The 15,734-nt window shown below is 61.0% G+C and carries 14 protein-coding genes and 1 other RNA gene; 8 read left to right on the forward strand and 7 right to left on the reverse strand.

All coding sequences use genetic code 11. The features are described from left to right. Positions 1–7 precede the first annotated feature (7 nt). From ligA to KHO49_RS10580, 5 genes are all read left to right on the forward strand, one after another. On the forward strand, positions 8–2,380 hold the full coding sequence (ligA, locus tag KHO49_RS10560) for an NAD-dependent DNA ligase LigA (RefSeq protein ID WP_123392352.1): 2,373 nt from the start codon (positions 8–10) through the stop codon (positions 2,378–2,380). A 118-nt stretch (positions 2,381–2,498) separates the two neighbouring features. Continuing rightward, positions 2,499–3,665: a zinc-binding metallopeptidase family protein gene (locus tag KHO49_RS10565; protein WP_213664992.1), complete on the forward strand. Its 1,167-nt coding sequence runs from the start codon at positions 2,499–2,501 to the stop codon at positions 3,663–3,665. A gap of 162 nt (positions 3,666–3,827) precedes the next feature. After that, positions 3,828–3,924: signal recognition particle sRNA small type (gene ffs, locus KHO49_RS10570), an RNA gene on the forward strand. 366 nt (positions 3,925–4,290) lie between these two features. Further along, positions 4,291–5,232, forward strand: coding sequence for a class I SAM-dependent methyltransferase (locus KHO49_RS10575; protein ID WP_110652555.1), 942 nt, complete (start codon positions 4,291–4,293; stop codon positions 5,230–5,232). Between the two features lie 108 nt (positions 5,233–5,340). Then, positions 5,341–5,844: a GrpB family protein gene (locus tag KHO49_RS10580; RefSeq protein WP_110652556.1), complete on the forward strand. Its 504-nt coding sequence runs from the start codon at positions 5,341–5,343 to the stop codon at positions 5,842–5,844. A 10-nt stretch (positions 5,845–5,854) separates the two neighbouring features. Here KHO49_RS10580 and KHO49_RS10585 read toward each other — a convergent pair whose 3' ends face one another. The 3 genes from KHO49_RS10585 to KHO49_RS10595 form a co-directional block, all read right to left on the reverse strand. Beyond that, positions 5,855–6,673 (reverse strand): helix-turn-helix transcriptional regulator, encoded by an 819-nt coding sequence (locus KHO49_RS10585; RefSeq protein WP_110596952.1) that lies wholly within the window; start codon positions 6,671–6,673, stop codon positions 5,855–5,857. 5 nt (positions 6,674–6,678) lie between these two features. After that, a complete protein-coding gene (locus KHO49_RS10590) occupies positions 6,679–7,230 on the reverse strand; it encodes a kinase inhibitor (protein ID WP_102863820.1) in 552 nt (183 codons plus the stop codon). Between the two features lie 119 nt (positions 7,231–7,349). Then, positions 7,350–8,216 carry a LysR family transcriptional regulator gene (locus tag KHO49_RS10595; protein WP_213664993.1) on the reverse strand — a complete coding sequence of 289 codons (867 nt, stop codon included), beginning with the start codon at positions 8,214–8,216 and terminating at the stop codon, positions 7,350–7,352. 100 nt (positions 8,217–8,316) lie between these two features. On the opposite strand from KHO49_RS10595, the gene KHO49_RS10600 reads away from it, so the two are divergent. Continuing rightward, positions 8,317–9,243 (forward strand): DMT family transporter, encoded by a 927-nt coding sequence (locus tag KHO49_RS10600; RefSeq protein ID WP_213664994.1) that lies wholly within the window; start codon positions 8,317–8,319, stop codon positions 9,241–9,243. A gap of 47 nt (positions 9,244–9,290) precedes the next feature. On the opposite strand, the gene KHO49_RS10605 is transcribed toward KHO49_RS10600, so the two are convergent. The 3 genes from KHO49_RS10605 to KHO49_RS10615 all read right to left on the reverse strand — a co-directional run bounded on the left by KHO49_RS10605 (position 9,291) and on the right by KHO49_RS10615 (position 11,153). After that, positions 9,291–10,184, reverse strand: a complete 894-nt coding sequence (locus KHO49_RS10605; RefSeq protein ID WP_213664995.1) for a DUF2167 domain-containing protein — start codon at positions 10,182–10,184, stop codon at positions 9,291–9,293. A 136-nt stretch (positions 10,185–10,320) separates the two neighbouring features. Then, the gene (locus KHO49_RS10610; protein ID WP_102878997.1) at positions 10,321–10,692 is read right to left on the reverse strand and encodes a VOC family protein; all 372 of its coding nucleotides are present in this window, start codon (positions 10,690–10,692) and stop codon (positions 10,321–10,323) included. Positions 10,693–10,838: 146 nt separating this feature from the next. Then, positions 10,839–11,153 carry a helix-turn-helix domain-containing protein gene (locus KHO49_RS10615; RefSeq protein WP_011060220.1) on the reverse strand — a complete coding sequence of 105 codons (315 nt, stop codon included), beginning with the start codon at positions 11,151–11,153 and terminating at the stop codon, positions 10,839–10,841. 445 nt (positions 11,154–11,598) lie between these two features. Here KHO49_RS10615 and KHO49_RS10620 point away from each other — a divergent pair, with 445 nt between their 5' ends. Further along, positions 11,599–13,164: a methyl-accepting chemotaxis protein gene (locus KHO49_RS10620; protein WP_102863815.1), complete on the forward strand. Its 1,566-nt coding sequence runs from the start codon at positions 11,599–11,601 to the stop codon at positions 13,162–13,164. Between the two features lie 18 nt (positions 13,165–13,182). Continuing rightward, positions 13,183–14,901 (forward strand): putative bifunctional diguanylate cyclase/phosphodiesterase, encoded by a 1,719-nt coding sequence (locus KHO49_RS10625; RefSeq protein ID WP_213664996.1) that lies wholly within the window; start codon positions 13,183–13,185, stop codon positions 14,899–14,901. On the opposite strand, the gene KHO49_RS10630 is transcribed toward KHO49_RS10625, so the two are convergent. Further along, a complete protein-coding gene (locus KHO49_RS10630) occupies positions 14,874–15,644 on the reverse strand; it encodes a substrate-binding periplasmic protein (RefSeq protein ID WP_110652561.1) in 771 nt (256 codons plus the stop codon). The two genes, KHO49_RS10625 and KHO49_RS10630, sit on opposite strands and share 28 nt — an antisense overlap. Positions 15,645–15,734 lie beyond the last annotated feature (90 nt).

Genomic DNA, 15,734 nt, shown 5'->3' on the forward strand with positions numbered 1-15,734 from the left:
AACCCCCATGACCGCCGCTGAAACCCGCATTCTTGAGCTGCGCGCCGAGCTGGACCAACACAACTACCGTTACCACGTACTGGACGAACCGAGCATTCCGGACGTCGAGTACGACCGCCTGTACCACGAGCTCAAGGCCCTGGAGGCCGAGCACCCGGAGCTGGTCACCAGTGACTCTCCAACCCAGCGTGTGGGCAGCGCGGCGCTCTCGGCCTTCACCCAGGTGCGCCATGAAATCCCCATGCTCAGCCTGGGTAACGCTTTTGAAGAAGTCGACATGCGCGAGTTTGATCGCCGGGTCAACGAGGGCCTGGACCTGCCGGCGGGCGATCTGTTCGGTGGTGGCGCGGCGGTGGAGTACAGCTGCGAGCCCAAGCTCGACGGCCTGGCGGTCAGCCTGCTGTATCAGGACGGCGTGCTGGTCCGGGGCGCCACCCGTGGCGACGGCACCACCGGCGAAGACATCAGTGTCAACGTGCGTACCGTGCGCAACATTCCGCTCAAGCTGCAAGGCAGCGGCTGGCCGGCGACCCTGGAGGTGCGCGGCGAAGTCTTCATGTCCAAGGCCGGTTTCGAGCGCCTGAATGCGGCGCAACTGGAGTCGGGCGGCAAGACCTTCGCCAACCCGCGCAATGCGGCGGCGGGTAGCCTGCGCCAGCTGGACTCGAAGATCACTGCCAGCCGGCCGCTGGAGTTCTGCTGCTACGGCCTGGGCCAAGTCAGCGCCGATATTGCCGACACGCATATCGGCAACCTGGAGCAACTCAAGCAGTGGGGCATGCCCATCAGTCGTGAGCTGCGCCTGGCCAAAGGGGTTGATGAATGCCTGGACTATTACCGTGAGATCGGCGAGCGGCGCAATGCGCTGCCCTATGAGATCGACGGTGTGGTGTTCAAGGTCAACAGCATCGCCTCTCAGCGTGAACTGGGTTTCCGTGCCCGGGAGCCGCGTTGGGCCATTGCCCATAAATTCCCGGCCATGGAAGAACTCACCGAGTTGCTGGATGTGGAATTCCAGGTCGGCCGCACCGGCGCGGTGACGCCAGTGGCGCGCCTGAAGCCCGTCAAGGTGGCGGGAGTCACTGTGTCCAACGCTACTTTGCACAATATGGATGAGGTGGCGCGCCTGGGGCTGATGATCGGCGACACGGTGATCATCCGCCGCGCCGGTGACGTGATCCCGCAAGTGGTGCAGGTGGTCGTTGAGCGTCGCCCTGAAAACGCCCGGCCGGTACAGATTCCGCAAAGCTGTCCGGTCTGTGGCTCTCATGTCGAACGCACGCAACTGGTCAAGCGCAGCAAGGGCCGGGAAACCGTCAGCGAAGGCGCGGTGTATCGTTGCGTCGGTCGCCTGGCCTGCGGTGCCCAGCTCAAACAGGCGATCATCCACTTCGTTTCCCGTCGAGCCATGGACATCGAAGGCCTGGGGGACAAGACCATCGAGCAACTGGTGGACGAAAAGCTCATTGCTTCGCCTGCGGATCTCTATCAGCTCAAGTACGAACAGATCATCGATCTGGAAGGTTTTGCCGAGGTTTCCAGCAACAAGCTGCTCAAGGCTATCGAGGACAGCAAGCGTCCGGCCCTGGCTCGCTTCATCTATGCCTTGGGCATTCCGGATGTGGGTGAGGAAACCGCCAAGGTCCTGGCCCGTTCCCTGGGAACCCTGGAGCGGGTCCAGCAGGCTTTGCCCCAGGTGCTGACCTACCTGCCGGATGTGGGGCTGGAAGTGGCCCACGAGATTCACAGCTTCTTCGAAGACAGTCATAACCGGAGCGTGATTGGTGCCTTGCTGGCCGAGGATCAATGCGGCCTGGTGTTGCAGGATCAGGGCGAGCTGGGGGCAGAGTTTGCCGCCAGCACCACGCTGGGCGGCATGCTCGACAAGCTTAATATCCCCTCGGTGGGGCCGGGTGCGGCGCAGAAACTGGCAGACAAGTTCGGTTCCCTGCAGGGCGTGATTGCGGCTGACTGGCTGGATATGCGCCAGGCCCTGCCGGAGAAGCAGGCCAAGTCGGTGCGGGAGTTCTTCGACAACCCGGCCAATGCCCGGTTGGCCCAGGCCATCGAAGAGCAGCTCAAGGCCTTTGGCATGCATTGGCAGAGCGAGAAGAAGGTGGTCGAAGGCCTGCCGTTGGCTGGCAAGACCTGGGTGCTCACCGGCTCCCTGGAGTTGATGAGTCGCGATGTGGCCAAGGAAAAGCTGGAAAGCCTGGGGGCCAAGGTGGCGGGGTCCGTTTCGGCGAAAACCCACTGCGTCGTCGCCGGCCCCGGAGCCGGTTCCAAACTGGCCAAGGCCAATGAGCTGGGGCTCAAGGTCCTGGATGAAGCGGCCTTTGTCGCCTTTCTCGTCGACCACGGCATCCCCATCCCCGCGTGATCCTTGGGAGCCGGCTGGGCAGCGATGGTTTCGCCAGCAAGCCGGCTCCTGACAGGCCGAGGGAACGATGAGGCAGCCAGGATGATCTAGTCTTGGCAAGCCCCAGGGAGGATGCGTCATGTACCGTTTCTTCGAGCAGCTCAGTTCCCGGATCGCCGCGCCCTTCGTCGGTGACCGCTCACGCAACAGCAAACTCTGGTCATGCCGCTGTGGGCAGTCGCTGTTCTTTCGCAACAGCCAGTGCCTGGCGTGCTCTGCCTTGCTCGGTTATGCGCCGCAATCAGGCTGTCTGTCGTCCCTGCAGCCGGGGCCCGCCGCCGGGACCTGGGTGTTGGATGCCGAGCCTGAGGCGGGGGCGTTCAAGCGCTGCGCCAACCTCGACACGCCCGCCGCTTGTAACTGGCTGTTGCCGGCCCACCTGACCGGTAATCTATGCGTAGCCTGCAACCTCAACCGCACCATCCCCGACTTGTCCGTCCCGGAGAATCCGGAGCGCTGGCGCAAAGTGGAAATCGCCAAGCGCCGCCTGGTCGCCCAACTGATTGCCCTCGGGCTGCAAGTGATCCCCAAGAGCGACGACGAAGCGCGGGGCCTGGCTTTCGACTTCCTTGGTGTTGATCTTGAGGGAAGGACGCCCATTACCGGACATGCCAATGGCCTGGTCACCCTGGATATCAAGGAAGCCGATGATGCTCATCGCGAGCGGGTGCGGGCGCAGATGCATGAACCTTACCGCACCCTGCTTGGGCACTTTCGCCATGAAGTGGGGCACTACTACTGGGATCGGCTGATTGCCAACAGCCCCTGGCTGGAGTCGTTTCGCAGCTTGTTCGGCGACGAGCGCTACAGCTACGCCGAGGCTCTGGAGCAACACTATCAGCAGGGCGCGCCAAACGGCTGGCAGCAAAGCCACGTCAGCGCCTACGCCACCATGCACCCCTGGGAGGACTGGGCGGAAACCTGGGCTCACTACCTGCACATGATGGACGCGGTGGACACCGCCCTGGGCTTTGGCATGAGTGCCCGCGACGTCGATCTCGACTACCAGCCGTTTCCCCTGAGCAGCCTGTACGACCCGCAGCATCCTGGCGGACCGGCGTTCCTGGCCTTCGTCAACGCTTGGATCGAATTGGCTGGCATGCTCAACGAACTGTCACGCAGCATGGGCCAGCCGGATTTCTACCCCTTCATCCTGCCGCCGGCGGTGATTGCCAAGCTGCATTTCATTCATTTGGTGATCCAGCAAGAAGGCGGCCGTGCCGACGAAGTGCTGTCCCTGGACTGACTCCACCGTCCTTCAGGCGATGGGGGAAGACTTTCACCCAGGGGTGTATCCAAGTGCTTGAAGCTCATCGGATTTTTTAATCTGCAACGAGCGGTTGTAAGTTCAACTCAGATAGGTACAATGGCGCGGCTCGCCGTCAGGCGAACGTCGTTATGGTGACCCCATCGGTCCCCCCGCAACGATTACCCGTGAACCTGGTCAGAGCCGGAAGGCAGCAGCCACAGCGGGAACATTGTGTGCCGGGGTGTGGCTGGTGGGGTTGCCTCCAATCTTCAAATGATTCTCTTCTAGCTGTTTTTCACCCTTTGCCATGCGCTGGTACAAGGCGTGATATATCCGTATCGCTTCGATCCTACCTAACGTTGTACCGCCACTCGGCCTAAAGCTTCCGAATCGTGGTGCTGGATCTTATGCGTCCGTCGTTTTCTCAAGCATATCTTTTGCTCCTTGCCAGCCTGTGGCGAGCCTGAGGGGCTTATCCATCGGCAAGAGTTTTTGCTGTCAGTTCAAAAGCGCTGCGCTGCACGTCGGGCTTGAGCGGTCTACGCTGTTTCTCCGAAAGGGAAAGGACCTATAGCAGGTCTTCTGCTTTATCCAACGTAGCTTGAACAAGGAAGTCGATAAGATGGCGCGCCTCACGGATAAGGAATTCAATGCGGCTTTGCCCGTGATGCAAAAACTGTTGTGGGCTGACCAGCAGGACAGGGAGCGCTTGCAGGGGCATGGACTTAACTTGATTCCTGTGAACTTCTACTCGAACACGCCATCGATTTCCGAGACATTCAACTCCTATGAATACCGCGAAGCAGAGCCGCCGTATTTGCACTGTGGAATATTTGATCGGGACAAGCTGCGGGCAGAGCTTGTCGAGTTGATTCGATATGGGGTCGACTTCACTCCGGCGCAAACCGGGGATAAGGAAAACAGTCGTTCGTACTTCTGGAAAAACGGCCAGTTCACAGGCAGTGACGCCATGGCCTACTACGCCTACATACGGCGCATCCGTCCGAGGAACATTGTCGAGATCGGCAGTGGTTTTTCTTCGCTGATTGCCTTGGAGGCATTGTCCAGGAACGCGGTCGGGCGGTTACATTGCATCGAGCCCTTCCCGCGGCCGTTCATTGCTGCGCTGGGGGCCGAGGGGGCACTTGAGTTGCAGGTAAGGCCGGCTCAGGAACTGACGGTCGAGTGCCTGAACGCCATTCTGCAAGATGGCGATATCCTTTTTATCGACTCCACGCATACGGTGAAGACCGGTAGCGACTGCCTGCACATTTACTTGCGCCTGCTGCCGAAAATAACCAAGAAGATCTTTGTCCATGTGCATGATGTCTTTCTTCCCTTTGCGCTGCCGCAGAGTTGGGTGATTGATCATCAGATCTATTGGACCGAGCAGTATCTTCTGCTTGCGTTGTTGATTGATAACCCGCGAACCCGGCTGTTGTATGGCAATGCCTATCACAAGCACTTCAATGACGACCTGTTGAGCGAATTCATGTACGGCCGATCCGTTAGTGGTGGCGCCAGTTTCTGGTTTGAGTTTGATGGGCGCAGGGAAGGCGCGTAGCGCCATCTACGGCCTCTTCAAAGACTGCTTCTGCGACCTGGAGGATTCCAAGGGTTGCCTATCGAAGTTAAGCTCTCGCGTTTTTTTGCTACCAGGGACGGAGTGCCAATGGCGCTGACCAGTAAAATCTGTGCTTATGACAATCACTGGCCTGCGGCCTTCACTGCCGAGCAAGCGCGTATCGCCCAGGGCTTGGGCGTCGAGCTAGTGGATATTCAGCATGTGGGCAGCACCGCTGTTCCAGGGCTGGCGGCCAAGCCGGAAATCGATCTTTTGGCAGTAGTCGTGGAGCACCGGGATGAGGCTGCGCGCAATGCCTTCATGGCGACCCTGGGCTATGTCCGGGGCAGTGATCTGTCCCCGGGGCATCACTTTTACCGCCGCGATGTCGAGGGTGTGCGCACCCACAAAGTGCATGTCTGCATCTGTGGTCATGAGCAGATCGGGCGCATGCTGCGTTTTCGTGATCTGTTGCGTCAGGACAGCGGCATCCGTCAGCAATATCAGGATCTTAAGCTTCGGCTTGAAGCCGGCAATCGCGAGGGCATTGGCGAGTATCTCGCGCAAAAGGCGCCCTTCATCGATGCGGTGATGGATGGCCTGTCGCAGTGATGCGCGCTGGCTAGATAGCTGCCCGCAGTTCTCGGGGCGAAAGCCCGTAATGCTTGCGAAAGCGCACCGCAAAACGTGATGCCGAGGCGTAGCCGCTGGCTGCGGCGATTTCACCGATGGGGCGTGGCGTGGTTTGCAGCCACTGCAGGGCCAGGCCCAGCCTGACGTTCTCGAGGATGTTGCTGAAGCTGTCGTTCTCGTTCGCCAGCTGGCGACGCAATGTGGAAGCCCCAAGGTTCAGGCGCTCGGCGACGCAGGCTACTGTCCAGTCCCGCGCCGGGTTGCTCATGAGGATCTGTTGCACCCGTTCGCACAGTGGGTCGTGACGATCCAGCAGCAATGGGCCGGCCCAGCCGCCAAGGGCCAGGGCCAGCAGCACCGCTTCGCCGTAGTGGCTGCGCAGGGCGTCCGGTGCATCGCTGGCAATGCACTCCAGCAGGTTGTCCCAGGCCAGGGCGGTGTGCCGCTCCAGGGGGACGCAGAGGTCCGCGCCGCTGCGCCCGGGACGGGTAATGATCTGCTGGCGGTAGCGCAGGCTGAACGCCCGCAAGGCCGGGGCAGGAAAGGTCACGACATCGGCGATGTAGTGACCCTGCGCGCCCGGATAGTTGCTGATGCCCACTTCGCGTCCCGCCGGAAGCAGGATCAGGTGCTGGCCGCCCACGCGCATCTGGCGGTCGTCCCACTCCATGCGTTTCTCGCCCTGGCGCACCCGGCACAGAGCACTGACGAAAATCGGTACCCGTTGCAGGGCATGGGCTTGCCGGGCGCGGATGACGCAGGTGTCGATACGGCTTTCATGATGCTGCAGGCCGGCAGGGGCATTCATCGTTACTAGCGTCCGTAAGTAGCGGTCAGTGTGGTCTTGGCCAAGGCGTTGGCGTTGAGCATGTAGCCCACCAATGCACCGCTGGCCTGGGCATCGAGGGGCAGTTTATCCACCTTCAATGCCCAGACGGTGAATTGATAGCGATGCGGTTTATCGCCCACTGGCGGGCAGGCGCCGCCAAAGCCGGGTTGGCCGTAATCGGTACGCCCCTGAATGGCGCCGGGCGGCAGTTGCTCGCCGTTGGCGCTACCGGCACCTCTGGGCAGTTGCTGGGTGGAAGTCGGGAGGTTGACCAGGGTCCAGTGCCACCAGCCGCTGCCGGTGGGGGCGTCCGGATCATAAACAGTGATAGCAAAGCTTTTGGTGCCCGGTGGGGCATTTTTCCAGGACAGTTCGGGAGAGGTGTTGCCGCCTTCGCAGCCAAAGCCCTGGAACACTTCACGAGGGCTCAAGGGGTGGCCGTCGCTGATGTCGTGGCTGCTGATGCTGAACTCGGCGGCGTGGGCGCCAAGGCTCAGACCCAAGGAAAGCACGCTGAGTAAAAGTCGGTTTTTCATGAGGGGCTCGTCTGGGTGTTGGTGATGAAAGACGAGTCTATTGGCAGGCTGAGTCCGTTGTTGTGCCGGGGCGCTCGTGCATTGTGCCGAAACGCTCGCCGGCTTGCCGGGAAAGGGCGTCATGCTCCCAGCTGTTCCCGCAACAACTGGGCAAACGCATCCCGTGCACTGTGGCGCTTCACGTCCTGGTGCCAGACAAAGCGGTTGTCCACCGGCAGCAGGTCGCTGAAACGCTGCACGTTCAGGGTCGCCGATTGTGAATAGCGTTCCAGCACACCTTCCGGTATCAGCGAGACGCCGGCACCGACACTGACGCAGCCGATAATGGTGCCCCAGCTGGCATACCCGGTAATGGGCAGGTTCAGGCCGTGCCTGGCCAGCCAGGTTTCCAGGGCGCGGCGATAGGGGCAGCCCGGTGGCCACATGAACAGATTCTGCCCCTGCAAATCGCTGGCGCTGCGGATGGGGGCGGTGCCTGCACTGGAAATCAGCACCAGTGGCTCGTGGTAGAGCACGGTTTGCTGAAGCTTGGGCGGCAAGGTATTGATGGCCACCAGGGCACCGTCGATACGCTGGTGTTGCAGTTCTTCAAAGAGTTGCGACCAGGTGCCGGTTACCAGTTCCACGTTCACTTTGGGGTAGCGTCGGTGGTATTGCGCCAGCAGCGGTGGCAGGCGGCCGCCAGCGCAGGACTCGATCGAGCCCAGGCGCAGCAATCCGCTGGGCTCCGCCTGGCTGTCCACGGCGCGTTTGGCTTCGTCGACCAGAGCCAGGATTCGCTCGCTGTAGCCGAGGAATATTTCCCCGGCCGGGCTGATCTTCAGCCCGCGCCCGATCCGGGTGAACAGCGGGGTACCGAGTTCGCTCTCCAGCTGCTTGAGGCGGTTGGTGATATTAGAGGGCACGCAATGCAATTGCTCGGCCGCGCGGGCAATGCTGCCGGAGCGGGCCACGGCTTTCACCATCTTCAGTTGGGTCAGTTCCATTGCTCATTTCCAGTGAGGGGTAGCCTTAGTATCGGTTAGTTGTGGTGAGTTATGAGGGGCGAGAGACTGCGTTTCTTCTTATTGTCTGGATGCCTGTGCCGTGAAGCGCTTACCTGGGTTCAAGTTATTGCTGGCTACCGCTGCGGTCATTCTGTGCTGGGCCTATTCGCCGGTGGGTATCCATATTGGCCTTGAGGGCTACAGTCCGGGGCATCTGGCGCTGCTGCGCTTCCTGATCGCTTCGCTGTTCATGGCGGCAATGGCAGTGGCGTTGAAAATATCCCTGCCGCGCTGGTGTGATCTGCCTTGGCTGCTGGTGCTGGGGTTCTTTGCCATCACCCTGCATCACGTCAGCCTCAATTATGGTCAGCAGGGCTTGAGTGCCGGCGCGTCCAGCGTGCTGGCGCAGTCGGCACCGATCTTCAGCACGCTGATCGCCTTCTTCTGGCTCAAGGAACCGGTCAGTGGTTGGCGCTGGGGCTGCGTGGTGGTGGGGTTGCTTGGAGCGGTGCTGGTGGTGGCGGCCGACAAGGGGCTGGGCTCGGTCGAACCGCGCGGATTGCTGGTGTTGTTGGCGGCTTTTTCCTGGGGGTTGTACTTCGTTTTGCAACGGCGCTTTTCCGGGCGCTACGGCGTGTTGACCACGGTGTGCTACATGGTTTGGGGCGGTACGTTGCTGTTGTCGGTGTACGCACCCGGGTTGCCCGAGGCGGTGGCACAGGCGTCGTGGCGGGTGAATCTGGCGGTGCTGTTGCTGGGGTTGTTTCCCAGTGCTTTGGCCTATCTGGCCTGGGCTTACGTATTGGAGCGGGTGGAGGTCAGTCGGGCGTCGATCGCCATGTATCTGATTCCACCGACGGCGATGCTGCTGGCTGCGATGGTCCTGGGAGAGCGGGTGCAATCTTCTGTGGTGCTGGGGGCGGCCGTGGTGCTGGGCAGTGTGATGGCCATGCAACTGGAAGGGCGTTGGCGGCTGCGGGCCTTGCCGGCGAAGGAGCGAGATGTGCAGGTAAAACAGGGTGGTTGATAAGCTGCAACGCCCCCTCATCATGCGGGGGGCGTTGCACCTTGCAGTCAGCCTTTTTTCTTCAACAGCCGGCCGGCGAACGCGGCAAGTGCGAGCACGCCGATGACAATGAACTTCTTGCCGGCCAGGAGCAGTACCCCCAGCTTGGCGAACAAGCCAGCCTTGCTGGCCAGGCCACCGGCCACCAGGGCGGCCAGGCCATAGGACGCCAGTTTGTCGGTGCTGGGGTTGTAGTCGGCGTAGCGGTTGCCATCGGTGAAGTTGGTGAAGGCCAGGACCTTGGGAATTTCGCGCTTGATAGTTGCCAGGTCGTCCATGGAGGCGACCGCGTTGAGTTCCAGCACGCCTTCGCGCCCCAGTACGCGGATGCTGTAGTTCAGGGTGTTGCTCTCGGCGCCTTCAGCCTTGAGTTCGCGGGCCCAGTACATTTTGTGGGATTGCGCGTCATAGCTTGGCTGTTCGGCCCAGCCCAGCAAGTGGATGGCGCCGTAGCCCTGTTCCTTGCGTTGCTTATTGTCTTCCTCGTCCGCTTCCTGCATTTGCTTGAGCAGGTCCTGATAATCGATTTTCGCCGCGTCGTCATCGGAAATGTGGCCGTCATTCTTGTAGCTGATGATCACGCCCCAGCCTTCGGCGGACAGCGGGCTGACTGCGCTGGGCACGATCATGCCCAGGGTGGTGAAGCCGGGTGGGTTGCCCCAGCCCTCGGTCAGCAGCTTCTCGGTGTCCTTGGGGTTGAGGTAGTAGAACTCCTGGCTCAGGTCGAGGCTGGCGATATCACCGGGCAGCTTGACGTTGCCGTGGCGTGGGGAGAGCGAGGCGAGAAACTGTTCGGCGGTCTGGGGTTCGGCGTCCTTGCTCTCGTTCGGCGCGGCGGCAAAGGCAAGGAGGGGCGTGGCGCAGAGGACGGCCATCGCCATGAGGAGGCGCAGGTACTTCATCGTATTCCCTTACAAATTGTGACAAGTCGGCGGGGAGGATAGCGATGAGTGTTGGAGGGCTCAATGAGGTGTTTCTAGTAATCTCTCAGCGCTGGCGGGGAAGGCGCTGGTATAGCGCCTCTGTTGGGGCATGGATTCAGTCGACAGTGAGATAGAGCACGCGCAAGCGATGTCCGTCCGGATCAAGGGCGAGCAGGGTGTAGCCGAAGTCCATCTGGGTGGGGGGCTGGGCGATGGTCATGTCCAGCGCTTGCCAGTGGCGATGCAATTCGTCCACGGCTTCTCGACTGTCCACGGCCCAGCCCAGTTCGCCGCCACCACCGGTTGATTGGGCGCTCGGTTCAACCGTGTGCCGGGACCAGAGGCCGAGCTTGATCCCCGAGTCGAGGATGAACAGGGCGAAGGATGGGGATGATTCCACCGGCTGTTTGTCCAGCAGGCGGCTGTAGAACTCTGCACTGAGGGGCGGGCTGTCCACATAAAGCAGGAAGTAGGTGTTACTGATCATGACGACTCCAGGGGCCTTTGGGCTGTGCTGTGGGCACAAGCTTATGGGCTGGGTCTGTCAGTTCCTGTCAGGAGTCGTGGATTAAAAAAGAGGCCAACTTATCAGGGGTGATAAGCGTGCCTCTTCTCGTTGATTTGTTGCGGGGCTCAAGGCTTGGACAAGGCCTGGTCTACCGCTGCTATCAGCTTTCCCAGATCCTTCGGGGTGGCTTTGTGAATGACACCGAACAAATAAGCCCGCTGTTCCTCTTCGTCGCCCAGATCGGCGAAGAAGGCTTTCAGCTTCACTCCCAGTACTTCGGCTAGCAGAAATAGAGCTTCAACGCTGGGGGTGTAGGTGCCGGTTTCGAAGCGGCTGATGGTTTTTGGGTCAAAACCGGTTTTTTCACCTAGTTCAGCCTGAGTAAGCCCCGCTACCTTTCGATAACGCTTGATGGCTGCACCCAAACTTGAAATTTGCATCGCTCAATTCCCATTTAGAATCAAGAACTTAACGATAAATATTGGCATTAGACAACACCATGATTCATCACCTTGCTTTGCAAAATGTGATGCATTTCGTAGAATCGGCGCTTCGGACAGGTATTTGGTGATCTAGTTTCAGAGGGCAGGTTTATGAAACAAGAAATCATTGCATTTCCCTTGTTCACCTAAACCGAGGACTTGGCAGAGGCTCGACCGTCTCGTAAATCCCGCCAACGCACCGTCCGCCGTCCCCCACCTGACGCCTTATCTGATCCTAGTTGATCTTCGTCGAATCGACGGTCAACTGCCGCGCAAACCGCTGTACGGCTGCAATCAGGGCGATCCTTTCGATTGAGTCGTACCGCCAGGAAAGTACATTTCGAATCAACCTGTTGCCGGCTTCCCGGTGCTGTTGATCGCAGGCTGTCTATGGAGTTCTAAAGTGCGTCTCAATTTGCCGGTCACCTCTGTTGAGCAGACCTTTCCCGACCAGCAGCGGCTCATATCCGCCACCGATACCAACAGCCACATCACCTACTGCAATGCCGAATTCGCCGCGATGAGTGGTTTCAGCCAGGCCGAGCTGATTGGCAGCACCCATAACCTGGTGCGTCACCCGGATATGCCGGCGGCGGTGTTCGAGTCGATGTGGGGGTATCTCAAGGCAGGGCAGAGCTGGATGGGCGTGGTGAAGAACCGCTGCAAAAACGGCAATTTCTACTGGGTCAGCGCCTATGTCACGCCCATCCTCGAAGAGGGTCGACTGGTGGGTTATGAGTCGGTGCGGGTCAAGCCGACCCGGGAGCAAGTGAACCGCGCTGAAATCCTCTATGCGCGACTGCGTGCTGACAAGGCACCGGTCTCGGCCTGGCGGCACCTGGAGGCAGCAGCCAGGCCATTGCTGTTGCCGGTAGCGGTGGCGGTGGGTTGCCTGGCGGCATTCACCTGGTTGCCGACGCTGCTGGCCCAGGGGCTGACGGTCACGGGGTTCGTGGGGGTCGGGCTGATGGCCCAGCGCCGTTTGGGGCAGCAGCTCAAGCAGATTGTCCGTAGCACTCCAAACACCTTTGCCGATCCGATCTGTGCCCTGGCTTACAGCGACGCGCTGGGGCCGGCGGCGCAGTTGCAACTGATCCTGGCCAGTGAAGAGGCGCGGCTGAAAACCGCCTTGACCCGACTCAGCGACCTGGCTCGACAGATGGCTACGGCGGCGGCCGACTCCAGTCAGTTGTCCAGCCGCACTGAGTCGGCGCTGCTGGAACAGCGAGCGGAGACCGACATGACGGCCGCTGCCATGACCCAGATGGCCGCTTCGATCACCGAGGTTGCCGAACACGTACAGCACACCGCCAGTGAGGCTCACACTGCCAACCTGCTGGCCCAGCAAGGCAGCCAGGTGGCGGGCACTTCCCGTGACGCCATCCAGTTGCTGGCCCGCACTGTTACCCAGATCAATCAGGCGGTGGGTGACCTGGCCGGGCAGACCCAGGACATCATGGTGGCAGCGAGCATGATCCAGGCGATTGCCGACCAGACCAACCTGCTGGCCTTGAACGCAGCCATCGAAGCCGCTCGGGCCGGAGAGCAGGGGCGCGGGTTTGCCGTGGTGGCCGATGAGGTGCGCGCCCTGGCCGGTAAGACTCGTGAGTCCACCCAGCAGATCCAGGGCATCATCCAGAGCCTGCGGGCCGGTGCCGATGAGGCGGTGCAGATCGCCAGCCTGGGCATCGAGGAAGCCGAACAAGGGGTGCAGCAGGTCTTGCAGGCGCAGCAAGCCTTGCAGGGCATAGGCGCCGCGGTGGAGCGTATCACCGACATGAGTCAGCAGATGGCTGCGGCGTCCCAGGAGCAGTCCCATGTAGCTGAATCGGTTTCCGAACAGATCAACAGTGTCGCCGCCACGGTGCAGCGCACTGCCGAGAATGCCAGCGCCGGAGTCGTTCGCGGCGCGGAGCTGGAAAACATCTCTTCCGGGCTGCGTGCCTTGGTCGAGCGGTTCAACCGCTAGCGACAGTGAGTTCGACTCATGGATGAGAAATACCGCAGGGCCGTCGATGCCGCCGCCATTTTCTCCGAGACAGATCTCGGCGGTTGCATCACCTATGTCAACGACCTGTTCTGCCAGATCTCGGGCTACAGCCGTGAAGAGCTGATCGGAGCCAACCACCGGATGCTCAGTTCGGGGCTGCATCCACCGGAGTTCTTTACCGAGCTGTGGCAGACCATCATCCAGGGGCGGGTGTGGAAAGGTGAGATCTGCAACCGTGCCAAGGACGGCAGCCTGTACTGGGTCGACAGCACCATGGTGCCCCTGGTGGATCAGCGCTCCGGCAAGGTGATGCGCTATGTATCGATCCGCTTCGATGTCAGCGAGAAGCGCCAGTTGCTGCATTCGCTGCAATGGCGGGTTGGGCATGACGTGCTCACTGGTCTGCCCAATCGGGCCTTCCTTTCCGATCTGTTGCACCAGGCGCTGGACTTCTCCCGCCAGGAGAATATTCCCCTGGCGGTATGCATGCTCGATCTGGACGGTTTCAAGGCGGTCAATGATGGCTACGGTCACGCCTGTGGTGACCTGCTGCTGGTGGAAGTGGCTGCGCGCCTGCGTTCGATCATCAGGGGCGAAGATGTGGTGGCACGCCTGGCCGGAGACGAGTTCGTGCTGATCCTGCGTTACGTAAGGGACATGCTGGAGCTGCGGGCGGCACTGCAGCGGGTGTTGGCGACCATTTCCCAGCCGTATTCGATCCAGGGCAAGGACATCAATGTGTTTGCCAGCATTGGGGTGACCCTGTTTCCCACCGATAACCATGATGCCGATACCTTGCTGCGCCACGCCGACCAGGCGATGTACGTGGCCAAGCAAAGCGGACGCAATCGCTTCCACCTGTTCGATGTCCTGCGTGATCGCGAAGTGATGGTCACCTACCAGACGGTGGAGCACGTGCGCCAGGCGCTGAACAGCGGCGAGCTGCAGCTGTATTTCCAGCCCAAGGTCAACATGCGCAGCGGCGCGGTGGTGGGGTTTGAAGCCATGTTGCGCTGGCAGCACCCGCAGCGCGGGATGCTGGGTTCCCAGGATTTCCTGCCTCAGGTGGAAGAGACCGACCTCATCGTCGACATCGGCGAGTGGGTCATCGATCAGGTGATGAGTCAGTTGCAACGCTGGCAGTCGGCGGGCCATGTCTGGCCGGTGAGCCTGAACGTCGCGGCCCGGCATTTCCAGCGCACGGATTTTGTCGAGCGGCTCAAGGGGATGCTCGATCGCTACCCGGATGTGTCACCCGTCTTGCTGGATCTGGAGATCGTCGAGTCGGTGGCCATCGACAATATTCAGCGAGTCAGCGATTGCCTCGATGCCTGCCAGGGCTTTGGTGTGCAGTTTTCCCTGGGGGACTTCGGTACTGGGCATTCGTCCCTCAGCTACCTCAAGCGTCTGCGTACCCAGACCATCAAGATCGATCGATTGTTTGTCCGCGACATGCTTCACGACCAGGATGACCAGGCCCTGATTCAGGCTCTGGTCGGGCTGGCCCGGGCGTTTGGCCGCCAAGTTGTGGCCGAGGGCCTGGAAAGCCTGGCCCATGGCGAGCGATTGATGGCCCTCGGATGTGAGGTGGCCCAGGGTGAGTTCATTGCTGCGCCCATGCCCGCTGACGCCGTGCTGGAGTGGGTAAGCAACTTCGAGCCGCCGCTGCCGTGGCGGTGCGGCACGCTTCAGGGCGACACGGTGTCGGAGGCCTGAGCGCCGGTCTGCGGGTCGACGTAGCGCTGGACGATGGCATCGATCTCGCCGGACATCTTCATCTTCAGCAGGGTCCGCAGAATTCGCTGGGCCGGCACTGCCGGGTCATTGCGCACGTAGCAGCCCACGGCTTGCTCCTGCAGCAGCGCGACGCGGTGCAAGGGTTTGCCGGAGGACTGGGTCTTGTTGAACCAGTCCAGGGTCCATTGGCTGGCGATAGCGTACTGGTAGCGTCCTACCTGGAGCTTTTGCAGGACTTGCTCCTCGTTGCGGGCATCGTCACGAATCAGCTGGGCGCTCTCGAACAGGGGTTGCAGCGAGGTGTAGGTGTAGCTCAGTACGGTGCCGATGTGCTGAGTGGGCAACTGTTGCGGGTTGATCGGCTCATGATGGTAGCGGTTACTGACCAGCAGGTTGCGTTGCACGAACAGCGGCACGCTCCACAGGTAATCCCCGGACAGGTTCGGCAGCCAGGCTTGTGCGGCGAAGCAGCGCACGTCGACTTCGCCCTGGGCCATGGCGTTCTGCACCCGGGCGCGGGCCAGGACGTGGAACTCGGCACGGGTGCCCATATGCCGGGCGAGGCTGTTCATGGTGTCGTAAAGGATGCCGGCGGTGGGTTGCTCGCCATCGACCTCGATGGTCGGCATGGCCCAGCTGTCGGCGATGACAAAGCGTAAAGGCGCTTCGGCGGCTTCCAGGCTGGTGCTCAAGAGTAGCAGGGCGCCCCAGGTCAAATGCATACGGTCTCCCACGGTTCTAACGACCGAGCAATCCTTTGCGAAATGCAGCTTAGACAGATTAGACGAGCGCGCCGGATGCAATTTCGCCCT

Source organism: Pseudomonas sp. RC4D1 (assembly GCF_018390395.1).
GTDB classification, from domain to species: Bacteria; Pseudomonadota; Gammaproteobacteria; order Pseudomonadales; family Pseudomonadaceae; genus Aquipseudomonas; species Aquipseudomonas danubii.

Bases quoted from the DNA above. Each gene is read 5' to 3' on its own strand.
- ligA (WP_123392352.1), top strand. From the start codon at position 8: ATGACCGCCGCTGAAACCCGCATTCTTGAGCTGCGCGCCGAGCTGGAC.
- KHO49_RS10565 (WP_213664992.1), top strand. From the start codon at position 2,499: ATGTACCGTTTCTTCGAGCAGCTCAGTTCCCGGATCGCCGCGCCCTTC.
- KHO49_RS10575 (WP_110652555.1), top strand. From the start codon at position 4,291: ATGGCGCGCCTCACGGATAAGGAATTCAATGCGGCTTTGCCCGTGATG.
- KHO49_RS10580 (WP_110652556.1), top strand. From the start codon at position 5,341: ATGGCGCTGACCAGTAAAATCTGTGCTTATGACAATCACTGGCCTGCG.
- KHO49_RS10585 (WP_110596952.1), bottom strand. From the start codon at position 6,673: ATGAATGCCCCTGCCGGCCTGCAGCATCATGAAAGCCGTATCGACACC.
- KHO49_RS10590 (WP_102863820.1), bottom strand. From the start codon at position 7,230: ATGAAAAACCGACTTTTACTCAGCGTGCTTTCCTTGGGTCTGAGCCTT.
- KHO49_RS10595 (WP_213664993.1), bottom strand. From the start codon at position 8,216: ATGGAACTGACCCAACTGAAGATGGTGAAAGCCGTGGCCCGCTCCGGC.
- KHO49_RS10605 (WP_213664995.1), bottom strand. From the start codon at position 10,184: ATGAAGTACCTGCGCCTCCTCATGGCGATGGCCGTCCTCTGCGCCACG.
- KHO49_RS10610 (WP_102878997.1), bottom strand. From the start codon at position 10,692: ATGATCAGTAACACCTACTTCCTGCTTTATGTGGACAGCCCGCCCCTC.
- KHO49_RS10615 (WP_011060220.1), bottom strand. From the start codon at position 11,153: ATGCAAATTTCAAGTTTGGGTGCAGCCATCAAGCGTTATCGAAAGGTA.
- KHO49_RS10625 (WP_213664996.1), top strand. From the start codon at position 13,183: ATGGATGAGAAATACCGCAGGGCCGTCGATGCCGCCGCCATTTTCTCC.
- KHO49_RS10630 (WP_110652561.1), bottom strand. From the start codon at position 15,644: ATGCATTTGACCTGGGGCGCCCTGCTACTCTTGAGCACCAGCCTGGAA.